General features: G+C 60.6%; 24 protein-coding genes. 5 read left to right on the forward strand and 19 right to left on the reverse strand.

The annotated features are described in order from the left end of the window. Positions 1-80: 80 nt before the first annotated feature. The 16 genes from F3H58_RS03200 to F3H58_RS03280 form a co-directional block, all read right to left on the reverse strand. The gene (locus F3H58_RS03200) at positions 81-764 is read right to left on the reverse strand and encodes a TIGR02117 family protein (RefSeq protein ID WP_188128749.1); all 684 of its coding nucleotides are present in this window, start codon (positions 762-764) and stop codon (positions 81-83) included. 9 nt (positions 765-773) lie between these two features. After that, positions 774-2,483, reverse strand: a complete 1,710-nt coding sequence (ureC, locus tag F3H58_RS03205) for an urease subunit alpha (RefSeq protein WP_149741171.1) — start codon at positions 2,481-2,483, stop codon at positions 774-776. 4 nt (positions 2,484-2,487) lie between these two features. Further along, on the reverse strand, positions 2,488-3,132 hold the full coding sequence (locus tag F3H58_RS03210) for a Urease operon accessory protein (RefSeq protein ID WP_144577071.1): 645 nt from the start codon (positions 3,130-3,132) through the stop codon (positions 2,488-2,490). 4 nt (positions 3,133-3,136) lie between these two features. After that, the gene (locus tag F3H58_RS03215; protein ID WP_149741172.1) at positions 3,137-3,553 is read right to left on the reverse strand and encodes a lysozyme inhibitor LprI family protein; all 417 of its coding nucleotides are present in this window, start codon (positions 3,551-3,553) and stop codon (positions 3,137-3,139) included. Between the two features lie 3 nt (positions 3,554-3,556). Continuing rightward, complete coding sequence (locus tag F3H58_RS03220; RefSeq protein ID WP_149741173.1) at positions 3,557-3,913, reverse strand: GFA family protein; 357 nt, start codon at positions 3,911-3,913, stop codon at positions 3,557-3,559. 1 nt (position 3,914) lies between these two features. Then, entirely contained in the window at positions 3,915-4,220 is a 306-nt protein-coding gene (locus tag F3H58_RS03225) for an urease subunit beta (protein WP_149741174.1), read from the reverse strand. Then, a complete protein-coding gene (locus F3H58_RS03230; RefSeq protein WP_149741175.1) occupies positions 4,217-4,774 on the reverse strand; it encodes a hypothetical protein in 558 nt (185 codons plus the stop codon). Before F3H58_RS03230 ends, F3H58_RS03225 begins: the two co-directional genes overlap by 4 nt. A 22-nt stretch (positions 4,775-4,796) precedes the next feature. Then, on the reverse strand, positions 4,797-5,099 hold the full coding sequence (locus tag F3H58_RS03235) for an urease subunit gamma (protein ID WP_149741176.1): 303 nt from the start codon (positions 5,097-5,099) through the stop codon (positions 4,797-4,799). A 107-nt stretch (positions 5,100-5,206) separates the two neighbouring features. Then, positions 5,207-6,058: an urease accessory protein UreD gene (locus F3H58_RS03240; RefSeq protein WP_188128750.1), complete on the reverse strand. Its 852-nt coding sequence runs from the start codon at positions 6,056-6,058 to the stop codon at positions 5,207-5,209. Further along, positions 5,965-7,218, reverse strand: a complete 1,254-nt coding sequence (locus F3H58_RS03245) for a CE1 family esterase (RefSeq protein WP_149741177.1) — start codon at positions 7,216-7,218, stop codon at positions 5,965-5,967. The genes F3H58_RS03240 and F3H58_RS03245 overlap by 94 nt, the downstream gene beginning before the upstream one ends. 255 nt (positions 7,219-7,473) lie before the next feature. Next, positions 7,474-8,169, reverse strand: coding sequence for an urea ABC transporter ATP-binding subunit UrtE (gene urtE / locus F3H58_RS03250; RefSeq protein ID WP_031233384.1), 696 nt, complete (start codon positions 8,167-8,169; stop codon positions 7,474-7,476). A gap of 211 nt (positions 8,170-8,380) precedes the next feature. Continuing rightward, entirely contained in the window at positions 8,381-9,142 is a 762-nt protein-coding gene (urtD, locus tag F3H58_RS03260) for an urea ABC transporter ATP-binding protein UrtD (protein WP_164865521.1), read from the reverse strand. A gap of 7 nt (positions 9,143-9,149) precedes the next feature. Beyond that, on the reverse strand, positions 9,150-10,325 hold the full coding sequence (gene urtC / locus F3H58_RS03265) for an urea ABC transporter permease subunit UrtC (protein WP_149741179.1): 1,176 nt from the start codon (positions 10,323-10,325) through the stop codon (positions 9,150-9,152). Beyond that, complete coding sequence (urtB, locus tag F3H58_RS03270) at positions 10,322-11,935, reverse strand: urea ABC transporter permease subunit UrtB (protein WP_149741180.1); 1,614 nt, start codon at positions 11,933-11,935, stop codon at positions 10,322-10,324. The genes urtC and urtB overlap by 4 nt, the downstream gene beginning before the upstream one ends. Before the next feature lie 285 nt (positions 11,936-12,220). Further along, positions 12,221-13,510 carry an urea ABC transporter substrate-binding protein gene (gene urtA, locus F3H58_RS03275; protein ID WP_149741181.1) on the reverse strand — a complete coding sequence of 430 codons (1,290 nt, stop codon included), beginning with the start codon at positions 13,508-13,510 and terminating at the stop codon, positions 12,221-12,223. A 356-nt stretch (positions 13,511-13,866) separates the two neighbouring features. Continuing rightward, on the reverse strand, positions 13,867-14,073 hold the full coding sequence (locus tag F3H58_RS03280) for a DUF2735 domain-containing protein (RefSeq protein WP_065656767.1): 207 nt from the start codon (positions 14,071-14,073) through the stop codon (positions 13,867-13,869). 481 nt (positions 14,074-14,554) lie between these two features. Here F3H58_RS03280 and F3H58_RS03285 point away from each other — a divergent pair, with 481 nt between their 5' ends. The 5 genes from F3H58_RS03285 to F3H58_RS03305 all read left to right on the forward strand — a co-directional run bounded on the left by F3H58_RS03285 (position 14,555) and on the right by F3H58_RS03305 (position 21,673). After that, positions 14,555-15,589, forward strand: a complete 1,035-nt coding sequence (locus F3H58_RS03285; protein ID WP_006700347.1) for a glutamine synthetase beta-grasp domain-containing protein — start codon at positions 14,555-14,557, stop codon at positions 15,587-15,589. A 154-nt stretch (positions 15,590-15,743) separates the two neighbouring features. Continuing rightward, positions 15,744-16,514: an SDR family oxidoreductase gene (locus tag F3H58_RS03290; protein WP_149741182.1), complete on the forward strand. Its 771-nt coding sequence runs from the start codon at positions 15,744-15,746 to the stop codon at positions 16,512-16,514. Positions 16,515-16,545: 31 nt separating this feature from the next. Then, positions 16,546-19,941, forward strand: coding sequence for a hybrid sensor histidine kinase/response regulator (locus F3H58_RS03295; protein ID WP_149741183.1), 3,396 nt, complete (start codon positions 16,546-16,548; stop codon positions 19,939-19,941). Next, positions 19,938-20,867, forward strand: a complete 930-nt coding sequence (locus F3H58_RS03300) for a response regulator (RefSeq protein ID WP_065656763.1) — start codon at positions 19,938-19,940, stop codon at positions 20,865-20,867. Before F3H58_RS03295 ends, F3H58_RS03300 begins: the two co-directional genes overlap by 4 nt. Positions 20,868-21,148: 281 nt before the next feature. Further along, positions 21,149-21,673 carry an AAA family ATPase gene (locus F3H58_RS03305; protein WP_149741184.1) on the forward strand — a complete coding sequence of 175 codons (525 nt, stop codon included), beginning with the start codon at positions 21,149-21,151 and terminating at the stop codon, positions 21,671-21,673. 24 nt (positions 21,674-21,697) lie between these two features. Here the strand turns inward: F3H58_RS03305 and F3H58_RS03310 are convergent, their stop codons facing one another. The 3 genes from F3H58_RS03310 to F3H58_RS03320 form a co-directional block, all read right to left on the reverse strand. Continuing rightward, positions 21,698-22,414, reverse strand: a complete 717-nt coding sequence (locus tag F3H58_RS03310) for a polysaccharide deacetylase family protein (protein WP_149741185.1) — start codon at positions 22,412-22,414, stop codon at positions 21,698-21,700. Between the two features lie 124 nt (positions 22,415-22,538). Continuing rightward, the gene (locus F3H58_RS03315; protein WP_004430064.1) at positions 22,539-23,657 is read right to left on the reverse strand and encodes a branched-chain amino acid ABC transporter substrate-binding protein; all 1,119 of its coding nucleotides are present in this window, start codon (positions 23,655-23,657) and stop codon (positions 22,539-22,541) included. A gap of 119 nt (positions 23,658-23,776) precedes the next feature. Continuing rightward, complete coding sequence (locus tag F3H58_RS03320) at positions 23,777-24,130, reverse strand: DUF6867 family protein (protein ID WP_149741186.1); 354 nt, start codon at positions 24,128-24,130, stop codon at positions 23,777-23,779. Positions 24,131-24,274: the final 144 nt, after the last annotated feature.

The following is a 24,274-nucleotide window of genomic DNA, read 5'->3' on the forward strand; positions in this document are numbered from 1 at the left end:
TGCCGTTTCCATAGCGCAAGACGCGCTGCGGTGCAGCATAAAAATAGGCTTTGCCGGAGGAAAACCGCGGCTTGCGAGGATCAATTATGCAGCGCCACCGACCAGCGCAGAAATGGCGGCAACGGTGTCCACCAGCCCGTGCGAATGCCGGCCTCTCGCAACATGGCAGCCGACCATGTGTTGCAGCCGACAAGGGCGTTGAACCGGCCATTCGCCTCGAAAAACGCATCCGTCAGACCATAAGAAACGCCGGGTATCAGCCGCACCTTGCCGCCGCCCCCGCCATCGTCCCGCAGAAAACTTGCGCGAATGGCGTCCACGAGACGTCGATAACCCGCTTCGGAAATGCGAAGGCGCTTTACCCCGGCAAGATCGGTGGGAAAATCCCCCGTCACATCCACATGCATCACCGACCGGTCGAGCGTCAGCGAACGCAGGACCGGCATGGGTTTCAGATCGGCCCAGGTGGGTGTCTCGGTATAAAACGACCGGCCGCCCCAGCCGAACACCAGATAGGCCGCCGCCGGATGGTTGACGGCAATGCCGCCCTCCTGCAACTTGGAAAAGTCCCGCCGCAGATCGTCATCAACCGGCAGGGCGATATCGGTGTGAATCGGGTTGGATAACAGCAGGATTTCGCGGCCCGCCGCGCCGTCGCTCACATCCCCGGCGAAAAACGGGCGTGGCACGACAGTGCCGAGCAGAAGGAACAGAAGGATCAGCAGCATGCCGCCACCGATCCACCTTGTGAGAAGTCTCAACACGAAATGCCGTCAGAACAGGAAATAACGCTGCGCCATCGGCAGCACGGTTGCCGGTTCGCAGGTCAGAAGCTCGCCATCCGCCCGCACTTCGTAGGTTTCCGGATCGACCTCGATATGTGGGGTGAGCGAATTGTGGATCATCGACGCCTTCGAAATGCCGCCGCGCACATTCTTCACCGGCAACAGCTTCTTGGCGACGCCGAGGCGCTGGGCAAGGCCCGCATCCAGCGACGCCTGCGACACGAAAGTGACCGAGGAATTGGTGCGCAGCTTGCCATAGGCGGCGAACATCGGCCGGTAATGCATCGGCTGCGGCGTGGGAATGGAGGCATTCGGATCGCCCATCGGGGCGGCGGCAATCGAGCCGCCGAGCAGCACCATCTCCGGCTTCACGCCGAAAAAGGCCGGGTTCCACAACACCAGATCGGCGCGCTTGCCGACTTCGATGGAGCCGATCTCGTGGCTGACACCCTGGGCGATGGCCGGGTTGATGGTATATTTGGCGATATAGCGGCGGACACGGAAATTGTCGTTTTCGCCGGTCTCTTCCTTCAGGCGGCCGCGCTGGCGCTTCATCTTGTCGGCCGTCTGCCAGGTGCGGATTGCCACTTCGCCGACGCGGCCCATGGCCTGGCTATCGGAAGAGATGATCGAAAACGCGCCGATATCGTGAAGAATATCCTCCGCCGCGATGGTTTCCTTGCGGATGCGGCTTTCGGCAAAGGCGATATCTTCAGGGATGGACGGCGACAAATGGTGGCACACCATCAGCATGTCGAGATGTTCGGCGAGCGTATTGACGGTATAGGGCCGTGTCGGGTTGGTGGAAGACGGAATGACGTTGGGATTGCCGCAGACCTTGATGATATCGGGCGCGTGCCCGCCGCCCGCCCCTTCGGTATGGAAGGCGTGGATGGTGCGGCCACGGATGGCGGCAACCGTGTCTTCCACGAAACCGCTTTCATTCAGCGTGTCGGTGTGGATCATCACCTGCACATCGTATTGATCGGCCACCGTCAGGCAATTGTCGATGGCGGCAGGCGTCGTGCCCCAGTCCTCATGCAGCTTCAGCGACGACGCTCCGGCAAGGATCATCTCTTCCAGAGGGGCAGGCAGCGAGGCATTGCCCTTGCCGGCAAGCGCCAGATTCATCGGAAAAGCATCGAAGCTTTCGATCATCCGCTCGATGTGCCATGCGCCCGTGCAGGTGGTGGCGAGCGTGCCATGCGCCGGACCGGAGCCGCCGCCCAGCATGCAGGTCACACCGCTCATCAGCGCTTCTTCGATCTGCTGCGGGCAGATGTAGTGGATATGCGCGTCCATGCCGCCGGCCGTCAGAATTTTGCCTTCGCCGGCAATCGCCTCGGTCGAGGGGCCGACGATGATCGTCACGCCGGGCTGCGTATCCGGGTTGCCCGCCTTGCCGATGGCGTGAATGCGGCCGTTCTTCAGGCCCACATCCGCCTTGTAGATGCCGCTATGGTCAACGATCACCACATTGGTGATGACGGTATCGACCGCGCCTTCGGCCCGCGTCGCCTGGCTTTGGCCCATGCCGTCGCGAATGACCTTACCGCCGCCGAATTTCACTTCCTCGCCATAGATCGTGTGGTCCTTCTCGATCTCGATGAAGAGTTCGGTATCGGCAAGACGCACCTTGTCGCCAACGGTCGGGCCGAACATGCCGGCATAGGCGGCGCGGGAAATCTTGTAGGGCATGGGCTCAGGCTCCTTCGGACGCGGAGAAAATCGATGTGGGAGAAATTCGTTTAAGCCGGCGTGCAACCGCAAGGGTTTCAACCAGCTGCTTTTCGGCGGAAAATGGATGGCCACTCCAACCCTGGTGGCCGAAACCGGCAATCGCCACCTCGTCATCCTCGCCGCTCACAGTCTCAAGAACATGGGCAATGGCGACAAGCCCGGTGCTGGGGCAGACGTAAGGTTCCGGCTTGTAAGCTTCGAGCGCGACATCGAGCCGTTCATGAACCTCCCGATGGATAACGACGTGGCTTTTGCCGCCGGCCCGCGCGATTGCTGCAAAGGCAGCGGTGTAATCCACACAGAAATCGGTGAGCTCCGGCCACCGCGCGCGGATATCAGGTTCCATTTCCGCAAATTTTGCGGGATCGCGCACCGACCAGATGGCAGCGGCCTGTCGCACGCCGTCGCTCTCGCGCCATTCGGCTCCTTCGGTCATCTCACGACCAGGCCGTCCTGTATTGCAGACGGCCACGACATCGGTGCGCGTGCCGCCAAGCCCCAGCGAGCGGCAGTCGTTAAAACGGATGACGATATCCGAACGGTCGATAAGCCGGGCGGTGCCGGGCGGCAACTCCCCATTTCCGACGATCGCGATCCGCCGCCCCATGCGTTCAGAAGCCTTCCGACAGCTGGCGCAGATCATCCGCCCGCTTTGTGCTCATCTCGGCCATACACGAAGAAATCAGCATCGGCTCCATCGAACCACCCCGCGCCTGAAAGCCTGATAGCGCGCAATTGGCATCGCGAAACGCCACCCAGGCGCGCTGGGCAGTGACCAGTGCATCGGCCGCGCCCTTGCCATCCGCATCCGCCGCCTTGTCACGTTCGGTAAGCAGCTTGCGCAGCTTCTGGTACTCGACATTGAGCTTCTTGTCGGCCCTCTCGTAATCCTTGCCCGCGCAAATCGTCATATCCGCCTGTGTCTGTGGTTCCTTGCAATCCGGCTCCTGTGCGGCGGCCGGGCCAGAGATGCCTGCAGCCACCCAGAAGACGGTGGCAGCGGCAAGGCTGTTTTTGCTGATCGCCATCGTTCAGGCCGCCGCGCCGTCAAAAGCCTGCGGCTTCAACGCTCTTGGATCGACGCCATCGAGACAATTGGCATTGACCGCCACCATCGGCGTACCGTCAGGCCCATCGGCATAGGCAAAGCTTTCGATGCCACAGGTAGAGCAGAAAAAATGATGGATCTTGTGCTTGTTGAAGAGATATTCGCTCAGCTTGTCCTCTCCGGAAAGCAGCGTGAATTTCTCCCGCGGCGCAAAGGCGAGTGTCGAGCCCAGACGCTTGCAGCGCGAACAATTGCAAATGACGGTATGGTCGAGATCGATATCGACCTCGAAGCTGACGCTGCCGCACTGGCAGCTTCCGTGATAATGCGCCGTCGCCATTTCATAACCTCCCCATGACCTGTTGACGGAAACCGTAAACCTCGCGCTTGCCGGACAGCGGCACCAGCGTTACCTCCCGCTTCTGGCCGGGCTCGAAACGCACTGCCGTGCCGGCAGGAATATCGAGACGCATGCCGCGCGCCTTGTCGCGATCGAAAAGGAGACCCGCATTGGTCTCGAAAAAATGGTAGTGGCTGCCCACCTGCACCGGCCGGTCGCCCGAATTGGCGACTTCGATGGTCACGGTCGGCTGGCCGGCATTGAGTTCGATGCTGCCCTCTGCGGCAATGATTTCGCCTGGGTTCATAGCAGTATTTCTACCCTCAGAAGTTTATGGTTTTGCTGGAGATCATCCTCCATCTGGCGAACTTTCTCCGGCGCGACCAAACAGATAACGAATAAGCTTAGCGATATGCAAAAAGTGGTGACCCAGAAAGCAAATCTGGCAGTTTTGAGAGTACCGTTCTTTTTTCGGTCATAATACTTAACGAGACCTTTTAGGCTCATCTTCCCAAAAACCGTTCGTTCCACGTGCATTTTGACATAAGCTTCATGAACTTTGACAACATGTGCATGCGCTCGATAACGAAATATTCCATACGCCGTTATCAACACTGGAAAAAATGATGCAAAACCTAGTGATAGGTGGCTAATATTTTCTGCACTCAATATTAGCCAATATATAAGACCTATCGCTATGATCGTTAGAATCTCGAACTGATTCATAGTTCTGATTTCTTCATCGATCCTAAAACGCGCGGCCTTCATTTCTTCGAGGAGGTACTGGTATCTCACATCTGCGCTAGCACGGGTTTGAATCGGCGTTTTACTGGCGCTGGAAGTGTGGTCTTCATCATTCATCGCAAAGACTCGCTTCTGCTGGTCACCGGATCGGTTCGTGAACGGTCACCAGCTTGGTGCCATCAGGGAATGTCGCTTCCACCTGCACATCGTGGATCATCTCTGCAATGCCGTCCATCACCTGATCACGGGAAATGACATGCGCGCCGGCTTCCATCAGTTCCACCACGGCACGGCCGTCGCGGGCGCCCTCCACCACGAAATCGGTAATCAGCGCAATCGCTTCGGGATAATTCAGCTTCACGCCGCGTTCCAGCCGGCGGCGCGCCACCATGGCGGCCATGGAAATCAGCAGCTTGTCTTTTTCTCTTGGGCTAAGGTTCATCGTCGTCCCACAGCTTGGCATCTGCTCCGCAAACAAGGTTTGCTGGAGACCAGATCCGACATTTGACAGACCCCGAAGAACGCCTGTCACGAGACGATCCGAAGGGTTTACAGATTCCAGACTTTCGGCACTGGCGCGCCGTTTCGCAAGAGCGAAATGATCGGAAAAAGCAATTTTCTCAAGGAGAAACCATCGGCGGCAGAGACGCGAACGACAAGCTTGCCCTGCCATTCGCTGGCGCCGCCGCTTTCCCCGGCAATCGCCCGGATTTTAGGCAGAAGCGCCTCGGCCAGAGGCCCGATATAAAGCAGCGTCGCAAAGGCGACCTGACCGGCCAGAACCGCCGGTTTCGCGGTCAGCGCCGCCACCTCGCCTTCCAGCAGAAGCTCTTCGGCATGCACCAGCTTGCCGCCGTGGCGAATGCGCCAGCGGTCGCGGAAAAGACCATGCGCCATCGCCTCGCCCATGGCCTGGCGACCGAGCAGCACGGCTTCGACGGCGATGAATTCGGAAGACTGGTCGAGATCGGCTTCCAGTCGGCGGGTCAGCGACGCCCGGTCGAAAAGGATGGTTTCCTGCGGCAGCCAGTGCAATCTGGCGCCCGGCCCGGCGGAAACCCGGGCGGTAACGGTGGCTGTGCCGGAGGATGCCTTGTAGACCTTCTCGCAGGCCTGCGTGGTTACCACCAGCGAGGTGCCGGCGCCGGCAACCGCCTGCCATTCAAGTTCGTCTCCGCCGGTCAGGCCGCCGGAAGAATTGATGAGAATGGCTTCGGCTTCGTTCGAAAACGTATCCGGCAGGCGGATTTTGGCGCAGCCTTCCTGGAACAGTTCCTCCAGCCGGCTGCGCCCTTCAACCGCTTTGGTTACAATGCGTCCTCTGCCACGGGCGCGCTGCTGCCGGACAGGTTGAGCGTCTTGGCGACCGGAAGGGCCGATGGCTTGCTGTTCTGGCTGCACGCGGTCTCCGAAGCGGTTGCGGAAGTGGACGAGGCCTTTGCGCCGCAATCCTTCTTGACGACGGCATCCACGACCAGCTGCCCTTCCGTATTGCGGAAGAAATCCCACATTCTTTCCGCCGCATCAACCGTGCGCGTCACTTCGCCTGTGGGCATCTTGCGCTCCACGGCCGGTTCCGCCTTCGGCGTCTGTTCGCCGCCCGGCTTGCGGGTAACGACGGCGCTCGCCGCCAGCACTTCCGCCTTCATCGTAGCGCGCGGCCAGGCATGGTCCCAGTCGTTGATGACATAGGACTGGATACGTGCGCCTGCCTTGCAGACATCGTAGGAATTGACGGTAAAGCTCTCGCCCACCTTGCTTTTGGCGGCGCCCTTGCAGCCATCCATCTCGGCCCAGCGCTTCAGCGCCGTCTCGCCGCTATATTGCCAGTAGGATTTGCCGCCGCCCTGATAGGGGTTGGCTGGATCCTTCAGCCCGGCAAAGGCGATGATCGACATCGGCCGCGCCGGTGTGCAGCTTGCCACATCCGGTCCCCATTTGCCTTCGGTCTCCAGCGGATAACCCGCGCGCAGCGAGGCGACGAAACCGGCAGCGGTGAAATCCGCGCTGCCATTGCAGATGAATTGCGAGAGCATGCGCCCGCCGCCGGAATAACCGGAACCGTAAAAACGCTCCTCATCCACACAGAACTTGCCCTTCACCATGGTGATGGCATCGCGAATGAAGCCCACCTCGTCCAGCCCGCCCGGACGCTTGGTAACACCGGGAACATTCCAGGCATGGGTGCCGGGCAATTCGCCGTTCAGGCTGCCGGCCAGCGCCACCACCACCAGACCGTCACGTTCGGCCAGCTTGTCCCAGCCGCTGCGGTTCAGCTGGCCATGCGGATTGCTGTTGGAGCCATGGAAATCGAACACCACGGGCAGCGGCTTTTTTCCGTCATAGGCCGAGGGAACAAAATAGACGCCGTCGCGTTTTTCACCGTTGGAGAGAATGGAAAAATCATGCCTGCCCGGCTCCATGCCGGGTCCGGGCAACTGACCGCAGGTCGATGCCGACGCTGCGACACCGGCGCTCGCGCACATCGCAAGACCCAGAAAAAGGGTGCGGGCGGAGCGGAACAGCCGGGCGGCCCGGCCAATGGCAAAGTCTTGATTCATTGACACGCCTTTATTGGGCACGGTTTCCCCGACGATACGTCGGACGTGCGTGGAATGTAAGGGATCAACTGTCGCGGCGTGCGAATAGACTTTTCCTGTGTCTCGCATGCAGCATTTTCGCTGCCAATATCACAGGCTTTTATTCAATGAAATGCTAAAATTGCGCATGAAAGCCATGCCGAGACGCATAGGCTTTCAAAATATTAATCGGCCGTTTGCACGCCGTGATCGGCGTGTGGCTTTTTTAGTCTCGATTTATACTGTCAGGTGACGCCGCGCTTCCGGCGTATCCAGCGTTTCGGCCAGCCCCTGATGCACGATTTCGCCGCGGTCCATGATGTAGACGTAATCGGCAAGCTCGCGGCAGAAATCCAGATATTGCTCGACCAGCAGGATCGCCATGCCGGTGGAATCGCGCAGATATTTGATCGCCCGGCCGATATCCTTGATGATCGACGGCTGAATACCCTCGGTCGGCTCGTCGAGTACGAGGATTTTCGGCCGCGTCACCAGCGCCCGGCCGATGGCGAGCTGCTGCTGCTGGCCGCCGGAGAGATCGCCGCCGCGTCTTCCCAACATGGATTGCAGCACCGGAAACAGGCTGAAAATATCATCCGGAATGAACCGTTCCTTACGCGGCAGCGGCGCATAGCCGCTCTCGAGATTCTCCTGCACGCTGAGCAGCGGAAAAATCTCGCGCCCCTGCGGCACGTAGCCGACACCGCGCTTGGCCCGGTGGTAAGGCGCGAGCCCATCCAGCGCCGCCCCTTCAAAGCTGATCGTCCCGGCACTGATGGCGTGCTGGCCGGTAACGGCCCGCAGCAGCGAACTTTTGCCCACCCCGTTGCGGCCGAGGACACAGGTGATCTTGCCCATCTCCGCCGTCAGCGAAACGCCGCGCAGGGCCTGCGCCGCGCCGTAATGGAGGTTGATGTTATCGACGTTCAGCATGGTGAAACTCCATTGGCGGTACGGTGGGCGGCGTTACCCCCCTCTGCCCTGCCGGGCATCTCCCCCTCAAGGGGGGAGATCGGCAAGAGGCGAACACCCTGCTCCACAACAGCTTCGAGTTGGAACGAGTGGGTGCGGCATCTGATCTCCCCCCTTGAGGGGGAGATGCCCGGCAGGGCAGAGGGGGGTATGGCGAACGCAAACACCACCATCACCGCCCCAGATAATTCTCGATCACCTTCGGATCGTTCGACACAAAATCAATCGACCCTTCAGCCAGCACCGAGCCTTCGGCAAGGCACGTCACCTTCACCCCCAGCTCGCGGATGAAACCCATGTCGTGTTCCACCACCACCACCGAACGGGTCTTGGCGATTTCCTTCAAAAGCACGGCGGTTTCGGCCGTTTCCGCATCCGTCATGCCGGCCACCGGCTCATCCACCAGCAGCAGCTTCGGCTCCTGCGCCAACAGCATGCCGATTTCCAGCCATTGTTTCTGCCCGTGCGAGAGATTGGCGGCGAGATCGCCGCGGCGGTGGCTAAGGCGCACGGTAGCGAGGATTTCCTCGATGCGGGCCTTGTCTTCCTCCGTCAGCCGGTAAAACAGCGTCGCAAAAACGCCGCGCTTGCGGTTCAGCGCCAGTTCCAGATTGTCCCAGACGGTATGGCTCTCAAACACCGTCGGTTTCTGGAACTTCCGGCCAATGCCGAGCTGGGCGATATCCGCCTCGTCCTTTTTGGTGAGGTCGATACTGTCTTCGAACAACACCGTGCCCGTATCCGGCCTTGTCTTGCCGGTGATGATATCCATCATCGTCGTCTTGCCAGCACCGTTCGGGCCGATGATGGCGCGCAGTTCCCCCGGCTCCACCACGAAGGAGAGGGAATTGAGCGCCTTAAAACCATCGAAGGACACCGAGACGCCGTCGAGATAGAGCAGGCTTTTCGTTCTGTTTTCGGAAATCGTGTTCATGTCCGCCTCACTCCGCCGCCTGTTGCGCCACTGTCGAGCCGCTGTCATTGCCCGGCTGGGCGTCGCCTGCCGCAAGCGCGACCCGCTTTTCGCGCCGCCGGGCCAGATAGTGTTGCAGGGTGCCGACGATGCCCTTGGGGAAGAACAGCGTCACCGCGATGAACAGCCCGCCCAGCGCAAACAGCCAGAATTCCGGGAAAGCGCCAGTGAAATAGCTTTTCCCGCCATTGACGAGCAGCGCGCCGATGATCGGCCCGATCAGCGTGCCGCGCCCGCCCACCGCCGTCCACACCACCACTTCGATGGAGTTGGCGGGCGAAAATTCGCCGGGATTGATGATGCCCACCTGCGGCACGAACAGCGCACCGGCAATGCCCGCCATCATGGCTGAGACGACAAAGGTGAAAAGCTTGATGTTTTCCACCCGGAAACCGAGGAAGCGCACCCGGCTTTCGGCATCGCGCACGCCCACCAGCACCTTGCCGAACTTGGAATTGACGATGCCCGACGCAATCAGCAGCGAGATCGCCAGCATCACGGCGGTTACGGCAAACAGCACGGCGCGGGTGCCATCCGCCTGCACGGAATAGCCGAGAATATCCTTGAAATCGGTCAGCCCGTTATTGCCGCCGAAACCCATGTCGTTGCGGAAGAAGGCAAGCAGTAGCGCATAGGTCATGGCCTGCGTAATGATCGACAGATAAACGCCATTGACGCGCGAGCGGAAGGCGAACCAGCCGAACACGAAGGCAAGCAGCCCCGGCACGACAAGCACCATCAGTGCCGCAAACCAGAACATGTCGAAGCCGTGCCAGAACCACGGCAGTTCCTTCCAGTTGAGGAACACCATGAAATCAGGCAGCACCGGATGACCATAAACCCCACGCGTGCCGATCTGCCGCATCAGATACATGCCCATGGCATAACCGCCGAGCGCGAAGAAGGCGGCGTGGCCGAGCGAGAGAATGCCGCAATATCCCCAGACCAGATCGAGCGCCAGCGCCAGAAGCGCATAGGCCAGATATTTGCCGAGCATCGACATGATATAGGTCGGGATACGGAACGCGCTGTCTTGAGGCAACAGCAGGTTGGAGGCGGGCACCAGAACGGCGATGGCGAGAATGATGCCGATGGCGATGGAAATGCGGCGATCGAGCGCGCGCAGGAGGAAGCCGGTAATCATGCTTCGATCGCCCTTCCCTTGAGTGCGAAGAGACCGCGCGGCCGCTTCTGGATGAACAGGATGATGAGGACGAGCACGAGGATCTTGCCGAGCACGGCCCCCACCGTCGGCTCGAGGAACTTGTTGAGCACGCCGAGAGACAGGGCGCCGACCAGCGTTCCCCAGAGATTGCCGACACCGCCGAACACCACCACCATGAAACTGTCGATGATGTAGCTCTGGCCGAGATTGGGAGAGACATTGTCGATCTGCGACAGGGCGACGCCGGCAAGACCGGCAACGCCAGAACCGAGCGCGAAGGTGAAGGCATCCACCCAAGGGGTGCGAATGCCCATGGAGGAAGCCATGCGGCGGTTCTGCGTTACGGCGCGCATCTGCAACCCAAAGGCGGAGCGCTTCAGGAGAACCAGCAGCGCGAAGAAGACCGAAAGCGAGAAGCAGACGATCCACACCCGGTTCCAGGTGAAATTGAGATAACCGACGCTGAAGGAACCGGACATCCAGCTCGGGCTTCCGACTTCCCGATTGGTGGGGCCGAAGATGGAGCGCACGCCCTGTTGCAGGATGAGCGAGATGCCCCAGGTGGCGAGAAGCGTTTCCAGCGGCCGCCCGTAAAGGAAACGAATGACTCCGCGCTCCATTACGAGGCCGACAAAGGCCGTCACCAGAAAGGCGGCAGGCAGGGCAATCGCCAGCGACCAGTCGAACAGGCCGGGGAAATGCGTGCGGATCACCTCCTGCACCATGAAGGTGGAATAGGCGCCGATCATCACCATCTCGCCATGCGCCATGTTGATGATGCCCATGACGCCGAAGGTGATGGCAAGGCCGATGGCGGCAAGCAAAAGCACGGAACCGAGCGACAGGCCGTACCAGACATTCTGCGCATAGTCCCAGAAGGCAAGGGAGCTTTCGATGCTCGATATGGCGCTGTCGATATCCGGCTTCAGGCTCTGATCCACCGACGAGGAAGCCGCCATCAGAATGCCGATGGCATCGCGCCCGCCAAGGCTCTTGATGGTGGCGATTGCCTCTTTCTTCTGTTCGAGCGACCGTTCGGAGGAGAGCAGCGAGACAGCCCGCGCCTCCTCCATCCGGGTCCGCACCTCAGTATCGGCCTCCCTGGCGATGGCCGCTTCCAGCAATTCGAGATTTTCCGCGCTCGGCGCTTTCAGAACCGCGTCTGCCGCGGAAAGCCGCACGGATTTTTCGGGGCTGAGCAGGGTCAGACCGCCAAGTGCGGCGCGGATGACCCGGCGCAGATTATTGTTGACCTTGATCTTGCTGACGGCCGCCTTCGGCGCTTCACCCGCACTTTCGCCCGTCAGCGGGTCGATCAGCGTAAAATTGGAACCTGCCGGCTTCGTCATGAACACCAGATTGTCGGCCTTGCGCACATAAAGATCGCCCGCCGCAAAAGCCTCGAGCGCCGGCACGACACGCGCATCGCCCGTGGCGGCGATCTGCCCGATCAGCACTTCGGCCTGCTTGAAATCCGCCGTGCCGAGCTGGTCGATCAGCGCCTTCGGATCGCTTTGCGCGACGGCGTGGGCTGCGATCCCCAGGGTGAGCCAGAGGAAGATGGCTCCGAGAAAAGATCGGATCGTCATGTCGGGTTCCTTGGGCGTTTACGACGGGGCGTTTGAATTTGGCGCGACCTGAATATGCGGCTTCACCCCCCTCTGCCCTGCCGGGCATCTCCCCCTCAAGGGGGGAGATCGGCAAGATGCTTTCCCGCCATTTCATTCTCGAACTCTGAGATGGGCGGGACCTCGCCGCAGGTCGATCTCCCCCCTTGAGGGGGAGATGCCCGGCAGGGCAGAGGGGGGCACGCTTGTTCCGTTTCCAATGAGAAAACCGCCCCCAACAACGGGGGCGGCAACCGCTTCCGCTAATCAGCTACCCTTGCCGCCGCACTTGCCGCTGGCCACATTGAAGTTGCCGCAGGACATCGGCTTCCTCCAGTCCGAGATCAGATCTTTCGAGTCCGGCAGATAATCCGACCACTCGTCCCCCACGACCTGCGGCGTCTGCTGCACGATTTCGAACTGGCCATCGGCCTGGATTTCACCGATCAGCACCGGCTTGGTGATGTGGTGGTTCGGCATGACGGTGGAGTAACCGCCCGAAAGGTTCGGCACCGAGACACCGATAATCGAGTCGAGAACCTGGTCGGTATCCGTGGTGCCGGCGGCCTCGACAGCCTTAACCCAAGCGTTGAAGCCGATATAGGCGGCTTCCATCGGGTCGTTGGTCACGCGCTTGTCGTTTTTGGTGAAGGCGTGCCAGGTCTTGATGAATTCGGCATTGACCGGCGCATCGACGGACTGGAAGTAGTTCCAGGCGGCAAGGTGGCCGACCAGCGGCGCGGTATCGAGACCGGCAAGCTCTTCTTCACCCACGGAGAAGGCAACGACGGGAATGTCCTCGGCCTTGATGCCCTGGTTCGCCAGTTCCTTGTAGAAGGGCACGTTGGCGTCACCATTGATGGTGGAGACAACGGCGGTCTTCTTGCCGGCCGAGCCGAATTTCTTGATGTCGGATACGATCGTCTGCCAGTCGGAATGACCGAACGGCGTGTAGTTGATCATGATGTCCTCTTCCTTGACGCCCTTCGACATCAGGTAGGCCTTCAGGATCTTGTTGGTGGTCTGCGGATAGACATAGTCCGTGCCGGCCAGAACCCAGCGCTCCACACCTTCGGTATTGGCGAGGTAGTCTACGGCCGGAATGGCCTGCTGGTTAGGGGCGGCACCCGTATAGAAGATGTTGCGCGAGGATTCTTCACCCTCATACTGAACCGGATAGAACAGGATCGAGTTCAGTTCCTCGAAGACCGGCAGAACGGATTTGCGCGAGGAGGACGTCCAGCAGCCGAAAACGGCGGCGACCTTGTCCTGCGAAATCAGCTGACGGGCCTTTTCGGCGAACAGCGGCCAGTCGGAGGCCGGATCGACCACGACGGCTTCGAGTTTCTTGCCAAGCACGCCGCCCTTCTTGTTCTGCTCGTCGATGAGCATCAGCATGGCGTCTTTCAGCGTGGTCTCTGAAATGGCCATGGTGCCGGACAGCGAATGCAGCACGCCGACCTTGATGGTGTCGTCAGCGGCAAAGGCGCCATGGAAGGCGGTGGTGGACAGGATCGCGCCAAGCAGCGCGGCACTAAGCGTCTTGCGGAATATCATCGGAAGAACCCCTCTCCTTGTTTGGCCTCTCGTGGAGGCTCAGCGGCATCTGCGGCCGCTGCTGGGAGGGACTATCGATCTCGTGAGAGCGAAACCGTATACGTCAATTGACGTAGGCGGGGTGGCGAAAGATGCATGAGGGGTTGAAGAGAGCTAAATCGCCAGAGCGCTCCTATGTGAAGCAGGAGGCTCCAACCTGTTTCTTCTCCCCGAGGGGGAGAAGTCCGCGGCGGCGGGATGAGGGGGCGAGCGCCGCGGTATATGGAGGGGTTGCCCCTCATCCGACCCTTCGGGCCACCTTCTCCCCGGCGGGGAGAAGAAATGCACGGCACGGTCTCACATCAGGAATGCGGCCATCAGGAATGCGGCTTGTCGTTCCGCTCTTCGTCGCGGATCGCCTCGTCGTGGTACCACGAGCCGAAATCCACATGCGGCTCGCGCGCCTCGCGCTCGAGGTCACTCAGCCCGCTGTTGCGGAATTTAGACACGCCCGCGCGCCCGCCAATCGGGAATTGATAGATCGTTGCCGTCTCACGATGAAAGCCAGTCGCCATTTCGGTCATCTCACTCTGTTTGCATCGAAGCACTTTGGTATCAGGAGCAAACCCTTAAAGCCCAGATTCGCTCCGTTTGATTAAAAAAAAATCACCTTGCGAAAAATATAGGCATTAATCGTCTCATCTACAAGAAAAACCATTCCGAAAGCGCCGGTTTTTGGGGCAAATGCCAATCCCTCGCGCGCAACCGAAATCATTGCACCGCAGCAGGGCATTCCACCGGGAGACGCCGGCTATCTATCAGGATTCAAAGATGAAACATGAGGGGTGAATTTGCCTTCCGCAGTGCAGCAGAACCATCCGCGCGCGATATCCGGGCTCCTGCGCAACAGGGCCCCTGAAAGATTTTTCGAAAAAATCGCCTGATATCGCCAATCTGGCACGCGGCATGCATCTAAGGGGTCAGCCCTTGAACGCGAATGCGCTTCGGTGGCCAAAGCCACGGGAGGCCTCAAGGCTTCGCATTGTTACCTATGAGAGGTTCGTAATGACTAAGTTCAAACTCGAGTACATCTGGCTGGACGGATACAAGCCGGTCCCCAACCTGCGCGGCAAGACCCAGATCAAGGAATTCGACGAATTCCCCACACTCGAGCAGCTGCCGCTTTGGGGCTTTGATGGCTCGTCCACGCAGCAGGCCGAAGGCCACTCGTCGGATTGCGTGCTGAAGCCCGTCGCGATTTATCCCGACCCGGCCCGCTCCAACGGTGCACTCGTCATGTGCGAAGTCATGATGCCCGATGGCGTCACCCCGCATCCGTCGAACAGCCGCGCAACCATCCTCGACGACGAAGATGCATGGTTCGGCTTCGAGCAGGAATACTTCTTCTACCAGGACGGCCGCCCGCTCGGCTTCCCGGAACAGGGTTACCCGGCTCCGCAGGGTCCTTACTACACCGGCGTCGGCTTCAAGAACGTCGGTTCGGTTGCCCGCGAAATCGTTGAAGAGCACCTCGATCTCTGCCTCGAAGCCGGCATCAACCACGAAGGTATCAACGCCGAAGTGGCCAAGGGCCAGTGGGAATTCCAGATTTTCGGCAAGGGCTCCAAGCGCGCCGCCGACCAGATCTGGATCGCTCGCTACCTGCTGCTGCGTCTTTGCGAACAGTATGGCATCGACGTCGAATTCCATTGCAAGCCGCTCGGCGACACCGACTGGAACGGTTCGGGCATGCACTGCAACTTCTCCACCAAGTACATGCGTGAAGTTGGCGGCAAGGAATATTTCGAAGCCCTCATGGCCGCTTTCGCCAAGAACTGGAAAGAGCACATCGACGTTTACGGTCCGGACAACCACCTGCGTCTGACCGGCAAGCACGAAACCGCTCCGTGGAACAAGTTCTCCTACGGCGTGGCAGATCGTGGCGCGTCGATCCGCGTTCCGCATTCCTTCGTCAACAACGGCTACAAGGGTTACCTCGAAGACCGTCGTCCGAACTCGCAGGGCTGCCCTTACCAGATCGCTTCCGTCGTTCTGAAGACGATCGCAGAAGTGCCGCTCGCAAAGTCGGCTGCTGCCTGATATCGAACTGATGGCGTCGCCCGAACCGGGCGACGCCATTTTTCTGTCCACCGAACAGCCGGGCCGGACGGGCGACCTTTCGCTCTCTTCCCCACGCGGCATATTCTTCCTTCGCGAACTCCAAGTTTCGGCACGTCAAGCAAGAAGGTGAGCGATGGGCATTCTCCAGAAATTCTCTCTCGAAAACCGCACCGCCGTCATCACCGGCAGCGGCCGCGGCCTTGGCTTCGAAATCGCCAGCGCCTTTGCCGAAGCGGGCGCCCATGTGTGGCTGACCGGCCGAAATGCTGAAACGCTGGAACAGGCGGTCGAAACGCTGCACAAGGCCGGCGCAAAGGCTGATTACGCCGCTTTCGACATCGCCGATACCACAGCGGGAAGTGCGCTTGTCCGCCGCATCATGGACGAGTTCGGCCACCTCGATATCCTCGTCAACAATGTCGGCGCGCGCGACCGCCGCCCGCTTGCCGAATTCAGCGACGAGGACGTGCTGGAACTCATCCGCACCGATCTCACCTCCTCCATCTCGCTGTCGCGGGATGCCGCGGAGGCCATGAACACCAATGGTTACGGCCGCATCATCACCATCACCTCCATTCTCGGCCATATCGTCCGGCCGGGGGACGCAATCTATCCCGTCGCCAAGCAGGGGCTGACCGGGCTGATGCGGGCGATCGCCGTGGAATATGGCGCACGCGGCATCACCAGCAACGCCATCGCACCTGGCATGTTCGCCACCGAAACCAATGCCGCCCTTGCCGAAAATCCTGAGATGGTGGCCTTCGCCAAGCTGCGGGTGCCGCTGGAGCGCTGGGGCCGGCCGGATGAAATCGCCGGTGCCGCCCTGTTTCTCGCGAGCGACGCGGCCTCCTTCGTCAATGGCCATGTGCTGACGGTGGATGGCGGCATGTCGGTGCGGCTGTGAACGGCCGCGGGCGGAAAGGCGCTCAATAGGTATGGCGGCACGGCAACGCATCATCCCCGTCAGGCGCGAATATAACCGCTGGGTCGCCAACCAGACGCTGGAAGATTATGCGCTGCGCTTCACCGCCAAGAGCGCCCGGCAATTTTCCTCCAACCGCATTTCCCACACTGCCATCGGGGCGATTTCCTTTCTGGCGCTGGAAGCCATCGGCGGCGCCATCACGCTCTCCTACGGCACCACCAACGCGTTTTACGCCATCCTCGTCGCTGCTGTGGCCATGCTCGCCGTCGGCCTGCCGATCAGCCGTTATGCCATCCGCCATGGCGTCGACATCGATCTTCTGACGCGCGGCGCGAGCTTCGGTTACATCGGCTCCACCATCACCTCGCTGATCTATGCCGCCTTCACCTTCATGCTCTTCGCCATCGAGGCGTCGATCATGTCCGGCGCGCTGGAACTGGCGCTCGGCATTCCCTTGTGGATCGGCTACATCATCTCGGCCGTCATGGTCATTCCACTCGTCACCCATGGCGTGCGGCTCATCAGCCGTTTCCAGATCGTCACGCAACCTTTCTGGATCGTGCTGAACATTTTGCCCTTCGTGTTCATCGCTTTGATGGACTGGGAAAAATACGATCTGTGGCGGGCTTTTGCCGGCATTCACCACGCCTCCGGCCCGCCCGGCACGGTGGCGGATTTCAACCTCGTGGAATTCGGCGCGGCCTCCGCCGTCATTCTGGCGCTGATGTCGCAGATCGGTGAACAGGTGGACTTCCTGCGCTTCCTGCCGGCCGAAGGGCAAAGCCGCCTGCGCCACCGCATTGCAGTTTTCCTGGCGGGCTCCGGCTGGGTCGTCGTCGGCGTGCCGAAGCTGCTCGCTGGCTCCTTCCTCGTGGTGCTCACCTTCAGCTCCGGCGTCTCGGTGGATCGCGCCGCCGATCCGGCGCAGATGTATCTCACCGCCTTCGGTTACATGATCCCCAACGAGACGGCCGCCATGCTGCTGATGGTCGCCTTCGTCGTCGTCTCGCAGCTGAAGATCAACGTCATGAACGCCTATGCGGGTTCGCTCGCCTGGTCGAACTTCTTCTCGCGCCTCACCCACAGCCACCCCGGCCGCGTCGTCTGGCTGGTCTTCAATGTGGCGATCGCGCTGCTTCTGATGGAACTCGGCATCTACCGGCTGCTGGAAGAAACGCTCGGCATCTTCTCCATCATCGCCATGGCGTGGCTCTGCACCATCTCGGCCGATCTCTTCATCAACAAGCCGCTTGGCCTTGCCCCGCCCGGCATCGAATTCAAGCGTGCCCATCTTTACGATATCAACCCCGTCGGCGTCGGTTCCATGGCGCTTTCGGCGACCATCGCGCTGATGGCGCATTTCGGCGCCTTCGGGCCGCTCGCCGCATCGCTCGCGCCCTATCTGACACTGATCGTCGCTTTCATCGCCTCGCCGCTGATTGCCTGGGGCACGAAGGGCAAATTTTATCTCGCCCGCAAGCCGCGCCAGAAATGGCGTGAAGAAAGCAGCATCACCTGCTCCATCTGCGAACATCCTTTTGAGCCGGAAGACATGGCCTGGTGCCCGGCCTATGCCGCGCCGATCTGTTCGCTCTGCTGTTCGCTGGACAGCCGCTGCCATGACATGTGCAAGCCGAAGGCAAAGCTGAACTATCAGGTCGCCACCGTCGCGAAATCCTTCCTGCCGGATCAGCTGGTGGCCAAACTCGCTACCCGGCTCGGCCGCTACGGCATGGCGGCGGCGATTGCAGTCACCGCCATCGGCGGCATATTGGCGATGATCGCCCATCAGGTCGGCACCGCCTCGCCAGAAACGGCCGATGTGGTGAACCGCACCATCCTCATCGTGTTCTTCGTCTTCGCCGTCATTGCCGGCATCGTCTGCTGGTTCCTCGTGCTTGCCCATGACAGCCGGGTGGTGGCGGAAGAGGAATCCTCCCGCCAGAACACATTGCTGCTCAAGGAAATCGCCGCCCACAAAAAGACCGACGCCGCCCTTCAGGACGCCAAGGAAACGGCAGAAGCCGCCAACCGCGCCAAGAGCCGTTATGTGGTGGGCCTCAGCCATGAACTCCGCACCCCGCTCAACGCGGTTCTGGGTTATGCCCAGATTCTCGAGCGCGACGACACCATCCCCCCGCCCCGGCAATCGGCAATCAAGGTCATCCGCCGCTCGGCCGATCACCTGTCCGGCCTGATCGACGGGCTTCTCGATATTTCCAAGATCGAGGCGGGCCGTCTACAGGTCTATTCCAACGAAATCAATATTCAGGATTTCCTCGACCAGATCGTCGACATGTTCCGACCGCAGGCGCAGGCCAAGGGGCTGGAGTTCCGCCACGACCGCTCCCGCGCCCTGCCGCAATATGTCCGCACCGATGAAAAGCGGCTGCGGCAGATCCTCGTCAACCTCATCTCTAACGCCATCAAATTCACCGATGAGGGCGCCGTCACCTTCGATGTCGGTTATCGCAGCCAGGTGGCGAGTTTCACCGTCTCCGATACAGGCCGCGGCATTGCCGAAAAAGATCTCGCCCGCATCTACGAACCCTTCCAGCGTGGCGAGGCAGACAGCGTGCGCCCCATGCCGGGCCTCGGCCTCGGCCTGACCATCACAAGGCTTCTGACCAATACGCTCGGCGGCGAAATTTCCGTTTCCAGCACAAAGGATGAAGGCTCCACCTTCCGCGTGCGCCTCATGCTCTCTGCCGTGCACCGGCCAAGCACGGCGCCGGCGGCGGAAAAGACCATCCGCTCCTATTCCGGGCCGCGCCGCACCATTGTCGTGGTCGATGACAATGAGGATCATCGCGAGCTGATGCGGCAGGTGCTGGTGCCGCTCGATTTCGTGGTGCTGACCGCCCAAAGCGGGCCGGAATGCCTGACGCTTATCGAAGGCGTGAAGCCCGACCTCTTCCTTATCGATATTTCCATGCCCGGCATGACCGGCTGGCAGCTTGTGACGAAACTGCGTGAAGCCGGGCAGACCGCCCCGCTCATCATGCTCTCGGCCAATATCGGCGACGGAACCGTGGCGGGCGCGGGCGAGGACAACCACAATGACGCCATTGCCAAGCCTGTCGATATCCGCCAGCTTTGCGACAGGCTTGCCGTGCATCTCGGCCTCAAATGGATTTACGAGGCGGATATGCCGCCCCCGCCATCGCCGCCGCCCGTGGCGCAGATCGTCCATCCCGGTGCAATCCACATTCAGGATTTGCAGCGGCTCGGCGAAATAGGCTACATACGCGGCATCGAGGCGAAACTCGCCGATCTTGCCCGCAACACGGAAAACCTGCCCTTCACGCAGGAGCTCGGCACCTATGTGCAGGCCTTCGATCTGGCCGGTTACGCGCATTTTCTCAAACGGTTTGCGGATAGTGACACGGGAGACGGCAAGGCATGAGCGGTCAGGCGGCGGCAGCCCCGAGAGACATCGTATTGCTGGTGGATGACAGCCCGGAAGCACTCGGGTTCCTCACCGATGCACTGGAACAATCCGGCTTTTCCGCCCTCATCGCCACCTCCGGCCAGGCCGCGCTCAACATTGCCGAACGCATCACGCCCGATATCATCCTGCTTGACGCCGTCATGCCGGCCATGGACGGTTTCGAGACCTGCCGCCGCCTGAAGGCCAATGCGGCGGTGGCGCAGGTGCCCGTCATCTTCATGACCGGGCTGACCGAGACCGAACATGTGGTGCGGGCGCTCGAATCCGGCGGCGTCGATTATCTGACCAAGCCGATCAATATAGACGAGCTGCGCGCCCGCATCCGCGTCCATCTCTCCAATGCCCGCTCGGCACAGAGCGCCCGCGTCGCGCTCGATGCCGCTGGCCGCCACCTGCTTGCCGTGCGCGCCAATGGCGCCATCCACTGGTCGACACCGCAGGCGACGCGCCTCGTCAACGCCGCCACCGGACGCGACGACGGCATGGAGATCGTCACCAGCCATATCGGCCGCTGGCTCGCAGAACGGGCGGCGGCGGAAACCGGCCGCGACGTGCCGCTGACGATCACCGAGGCCGGGCGGCCCGCCCTGCAGCTGTCCTTCCTCGGCGCCATGGGGCCGGATGAATTCCTCTTCCGCCTCACCGCCGCCAATGAGAAATCCGGCGACCACCTGCTGCGCGAGCATTTTTCCCTCACCGCCCGGGAATCGGAAGTGCTGCTGTGGATCGCGAAGGGCAAATCCAATCGCGATATCGGCGATATCCTCGGCCTTTCCGCAAGAACGGTGAACAAACATCTGGAGCAGATCTACGTGAAGCTCGGGGTGGAAAACCGGGCATCGGCGGCCGTGAAGGCGGCGCATATTCTGCATCAGGGGTGACGCCAGCGCTGGGTGTGGTAAGGTTCGGCCAACATATATTTTCCGCTTGAGCGCATAACATCGGCTTTCAGTCCGAGCGTCCGCCCCTTGTTTCTTCTCCCCGAGGGGGAGAAGTCCGCGGCAGCGGGATGAGGGGGCAAGCTCTCCGAAATCCGGCAACGTTGCCCCCTCATCCGACCCTTCGGGCCACCTTCTCCCCGGCGGGGAGAAGAAACAAGCGGCGACCCACCACCCCAAAATCACCGTCTAGTCCCCTGAACCCAACACAGGATTAAACACCTATGGACCGTTTCATCATCCTTTCCGGCTGCTCCGGCGGCGGAAAATCCACGCTTCTTGCCGAGCTTGCCCGGCGCGGTTTCGCCACCGTGGAAGAGCCCGGCCGCCGCATCGTCATTGAGGAAACCCGCAATGGCGGCACGGCCCTGCCGTGGATCGACATCGAAGCCTTTGCCCGCCGCGCCATCGCCATGGCGCTCGAAGACCGGCAAAAGGCCCCGCCGGAAGGCATGGTCTTCTTCGATCGCGGCCTGATCGACGCCGCCTCGGCGCTTCGCCATGTGAGCGGCGATGCCTTCATCGAGACGCTGCGGGCTGCACACCGCTATAACCGTCTGGTCTTCCTCACCCCGCCATGGCCGGAAATCTACAGGGGCGACAGCGAGCGCAAGCACGGCTTCGATGCGGCGGTCGAGGAATATGAGCGTTTGCTCCGCGACTATGACGAGCTTGGTTACGATATTTCCGTGCTTCCGAAATCCGGCATAGGGGAGCGTGCGGACTTTATTCTGACGCGGATCGACTGAGGCGCTCTGGCAAGAGAATGAGCTTCAGCGGTTTTCGAGCAATTGCGAGACGGTGACAAACTCAAACCCGCGTTGACGCAAACCGTCGATGATCAAGGGCAAAGCCTGCCGGGACACTTCGCGGCTTCGATACATCACATGCATGATGATAATGGAGCCGTTTCCGGTCCGCTCGATGACGTGCCTGGCGAAGGCGGCAGCATCCTCGGCGACATCGGGAAAGGATTCCGGCTCGACATCCCACATGATGGTTTTCCGGCCATGCCGGGAAAGATACCAGGGCAAGGTCAGCAGCTTCTTGCCATAGGGCGGGCGGAACATGATCTCGCTTCCATAACCAGCAGCCCGAATGGCCGCATCGGTGCGCTCGATCTCGTCCCCGATCCGCGCCGGCCCCATCAGCATCATGTTGGAATGCGTGTAACTATGGTTGCCGATCTGATGCCCGTCGCTGACGATCATGCGCGCCTGCGGCAGATTTTCTTCGGTCTCCTGACCGGTCAAAAAGAAAGTCGCTTTTACCCCGCGCTCCCTCAGGATCGCCAAAACATCAGGCGTAAAACGCACCGATGGCCCGTCGTCGAAAGTCAGCGCCACCATCGGCCTTGTTGTTTCGACCCTTGCGATGATGCCGCCGAATAATTGCGTCGTCCGGGATTTGCTGAAGAAATGCAGGCCGACGAGCGCCGTCGCCAGCACGGCGAGAACAAGGAAGAGCGACACGGCTCGCTTTGTCGTCATTGCCATCCCTCATTGCAGTTCCCGAGAGGATTAGTTTCCTGCCTTGTTGTCCCTAGTATGGCCGAGACCGCAAACAAAAAGCCCGGCATCGCTGCCGGGCTTCGATAGGGTGTCGCAGAAGGGCTTAGCTGCCCTGCTGGATGTAGGTGAACTTGCCGTCCGGACCCTTCTTCCATTCGTACATGACGTAGCCGGGAAGCTTCGGGTCGCCCTTCTCGTCGAAGGAGATGTCGCCGAGCGCGGTCGGGAAGGTGCCGGACTTCAGGGCCTCGGCAACCTTTTCCGGCTCCACGGAACCGGCGGCCTTCGCCGCACCGGCAATCGCCTGCATCGCGGCATAGGAGTAGAGCGTGTAGGCTTCCGGGTTGAAACCGGCGGCCTTGAACTTCTCTACAAGTTCCTTGTTTTCCGGGCGCAGCGTCGGATCGGGGCCGAAGGTGTTGAGCGTGCCTTCGACGGCGTCGCCGGCGATGGAAGCAAGTTCGTTCGAGACGATACCGTCGCCCGAAACGAGCTTGGCCTTCAGGCCCTGGTCAGCCGCCTGGCGGATGATGAGGCCGGCTTCGGTGTGCAGGCCGCCCCAGTAGATGATGGAAACGCCGGCTTCCTTCATCTTGGAGATCAGCGCGGAGAAGTCCTTGTCGCCGACATTGACGCCTTCATACATGACTTCCGTCACGCCGGCCGCATTGGCAGCCTTCTTGGTTTCATCGGCAAGGCCCTGACCGTAAGGCGTCTTGTCGTGAATGATGGCGACCTTGGCGTCCTTGAAATGATCGGCCAGGTACTTGCCGGCAATGCCGCCCTGCTGGTCGTCACGGCCGCAGGTACGGAACGTGTTCCACAGGCCGCGCTCGGTAAAGACCGGGTTGGTTGCGGCGGGTGTGATTTCGAGAATGCCGTTTTCGGCGTAAACTTCAGAAGCCGGAATGGAAACGCCGGAGTTGAAGTGACCGACAACGAATTTCACGCCGTCAGCGACGAACTTGTTGGCAACCGAAATACCCTGCTTGGGGTCGGATACGTCGTCGCCCAGCACGATCTTGATCTGCTCGCCATTGATACCGCCGGCGGCATTGATGTCTTTCGCGGCCTGTTCGGCACCCTTCTGGATCTGAGCGCCGAAAGCAGCGTTCGGGCCGGTCAGCGGTGCGCCGACAGCGATCACGACATCGGCCCAGGCCGAACCGCCAAACGCGACCATGGCGGTCAGCGCAACAGCGGAAAGAAGAGACTTCTTCATTACTTTACTCCCAGTTCCTTTGGATGGGTTGATTGCAAGGACCTGTTCAGTACCCACCTTCACTGAACAGGAAACTGTTCCACTCTGACGAGCATTGTGCAGCCGGAAAAATCCGCCTGTCAATCTTTCTTCTTGTAGGAAAATGCCGATGTCCGGTCGTAAAGCCAATAGTAGTTATTGACCATCTGGCTCGTCCGGCGCGTGCGGAAACCGACGCTGGAAAAAACCAGAAGAAGAACGACGTCAAACACGTAATAGAAGCCGTTGATGAACGGCCCGTTGAACAGCGCGTGATGCAGAAACCGCATCACCACACCCAGAGCGAGCGTATAGATAACCACCCGCGTATAACCGCCCCAGCCATCGGCCACGGACTTGCCCGTGCGCCATGCCGTCCAGAAACCCAGAACAACAACCAGCGCGCGCAGAACATACCGCACGCCGTTATCCGTTTCAAAAAAAAGGCCCTGCATCTCTTTCCCCATCAGTGCCGGGCTGAAACGCCCTGACCCTGCCTTATCTGTCGTCCCGTCGTTTTCCCGCCGGGCATTTTATTGTTTGCAGCCCGCCATGGATCCTTTAGGTTTGGCCGAAAGGACGACAGGCCGCCGCTTGCA

This window comes from Rhizobium sp. NFACC06-2 (assembly GCF_900101425.1).
In the GTDB taxonomy this organism is placed as follows: Bacteria; Pseudomonadota; Alphaproteobacteria; order Rhizobiales; family Rhizobiaceae; genus Agrobacterium; species Agrobacterium leguminum.

Bases quoted from the DNA above. Each gene is read 5' to 3' on its own strand.
- F3H58_RS03245 (WP_149741177.1), bottom strand. From the start codon at position 7,218: ATGAATCAAGACTTTGCCATTGGCCGGGCCGCCCGGCTGTTCCGCTCC.
- urtC (WP_149741179.1), bottom strand. From the start codon at position 10,325: ATGATTACCGGCTTCCTCCTGCGCGCGCTCGATCGCCGCATTTCCATC.
- urtD (WP_164865521.1), bottom strand. From the start codon at position 9,142: ATGAACACGATTTCCGAAAACAGAACGAAAAGCCTGCTCTATCTCGAC.
- F3H58_RS03305 (WP_149741184.1), top strand. From the start codon at position 21,149: ATGGACCGTTTCATCATCCTTTCCGGCTGCTCCGGCGGCGGAAAATCC.
- F3H58_RS03280 (WP_065656767.1), bottom strand. From the start codon at position 14,073: ATGACCGAAATGGCGACTGGCTTTCATCGTGAGACGGCAACGATCTAT.
- F3H58_RS03310 (WP_149741185.1), bottom strand. From the start codon at position 22,414: ATGACGACAAAGCGAGCCGTGTCGCTCTTCCTTGTTCTCGCCGTGCTG.
- urtB (WP_149741180.1), bottom strand. From the start codon at position 11,935: ATGACGATCCGATCTTTTCTCGGAGCCATCTTCCTCTGGCTCACCCTG.
- F3H58_RS03320 (WP_149741186.1), bottom strand. From the start codon at position 24,130: ATGCAGGGCCTTTTTTTTGAAACGGATAACGGCGTGCGGTATGTTCTG.
- F3H58_RS03315 (WP_004430064.1), bottom strand. From the start codon at position 23,657: ATGAAGAAGTCTCTTCTTTCCGCTGTTGCGCTGACCGCCATGGTCGCG.
- urtE (WP_031233384.1), bottom strand. From the start codon at position 8,169: ATGCTGAACGTCGATAACATCAACCTCCATTACGGCGCGGCGCAGGCC.
- F3H58_RS03295 (WP_149741183.1), top strand. From the start codon at position 16,546: ATGGCGGCACGGCAACGCATCATCCCCGTCAGGCGCGAATATAACCGC.
- F3H58_RS03230 (WP_149741175.1), bottom strand. From the start codon at position 4,774: ATGAATGATGAAGACCACACTTCCAGCGCCAGTAAAACGCCGATTCAA.
- urtA (WP_149741181.1), bottom strand. From the start codon at position 13,510: ATGATATTCCGCAAGACGCTTAGTGCCGCGCTGCTTGGCGCGATCCTG.
- ureC (WP_149741171.1), bottom strand. From the start codon at position 2,483: ATGCCCTACAAGATTTCCCGCGCCGCCTATGCCGGCATGTTCGGCCCG.
- F3H58_RS03225 (WP_149741174.1), bottom strand. From the start codon at position 4,220: ATGAACCCAGGCGAAATCATTGCCGCAGAGGGCAGCATCGAACTCAAT.
- F3H58_RS03285 (WP_006700347.1), top strand. From the start codon at position 14,555: ATGACTAAGTTCAAACTCGAGTACATCTGGCTGGACGGATACAAGCCG.
- F3H58_RS03210 (WP_144577071.1), bottom strand. From the start codon at position 3,132: ATGGGGCGGCGGATCGCGATCGTCGGAAATGGGGAGTTGCCGCCCGGC.
- F3H58_RS03300 (WP_065656763.1), top strand. From the start codon at position 19,938: ATGAGCGGTCAGGCGGCGGCAGCCCCGAGAGACATCGTATTGCTGGTG.
- F3H58_RS03215 (WP_149741172.1), bottom strand. From the start codon at position 3,553: ATGGCGATCAGCAAAAACAGCCTTGCCGCTGCCACCGTCTTCTGGGTG.
- F3H58_RS03235 (WP_149741176.1), bottom strand. From the start codon at position 5,099: ATGAACCTTAGCCCAAGAGAAAAAGACAAGCTGCTGATTTCCATGGCC.
- F3H58_RS03220 (WP_149741173.1), bottom strand. From the start codon at position 3,913: ATGGCGACGGCGCATTATCACGGAAGCTGCCAGTGCGGCAGCGTCAGC.
- F3H58_RS03290 (WP_149741182.1), top strand. From the start codon at position 15,744: ATGGGCATTCTCCAGAAATTCTCTCTCGAAAACCGCACCGCCGTCATC.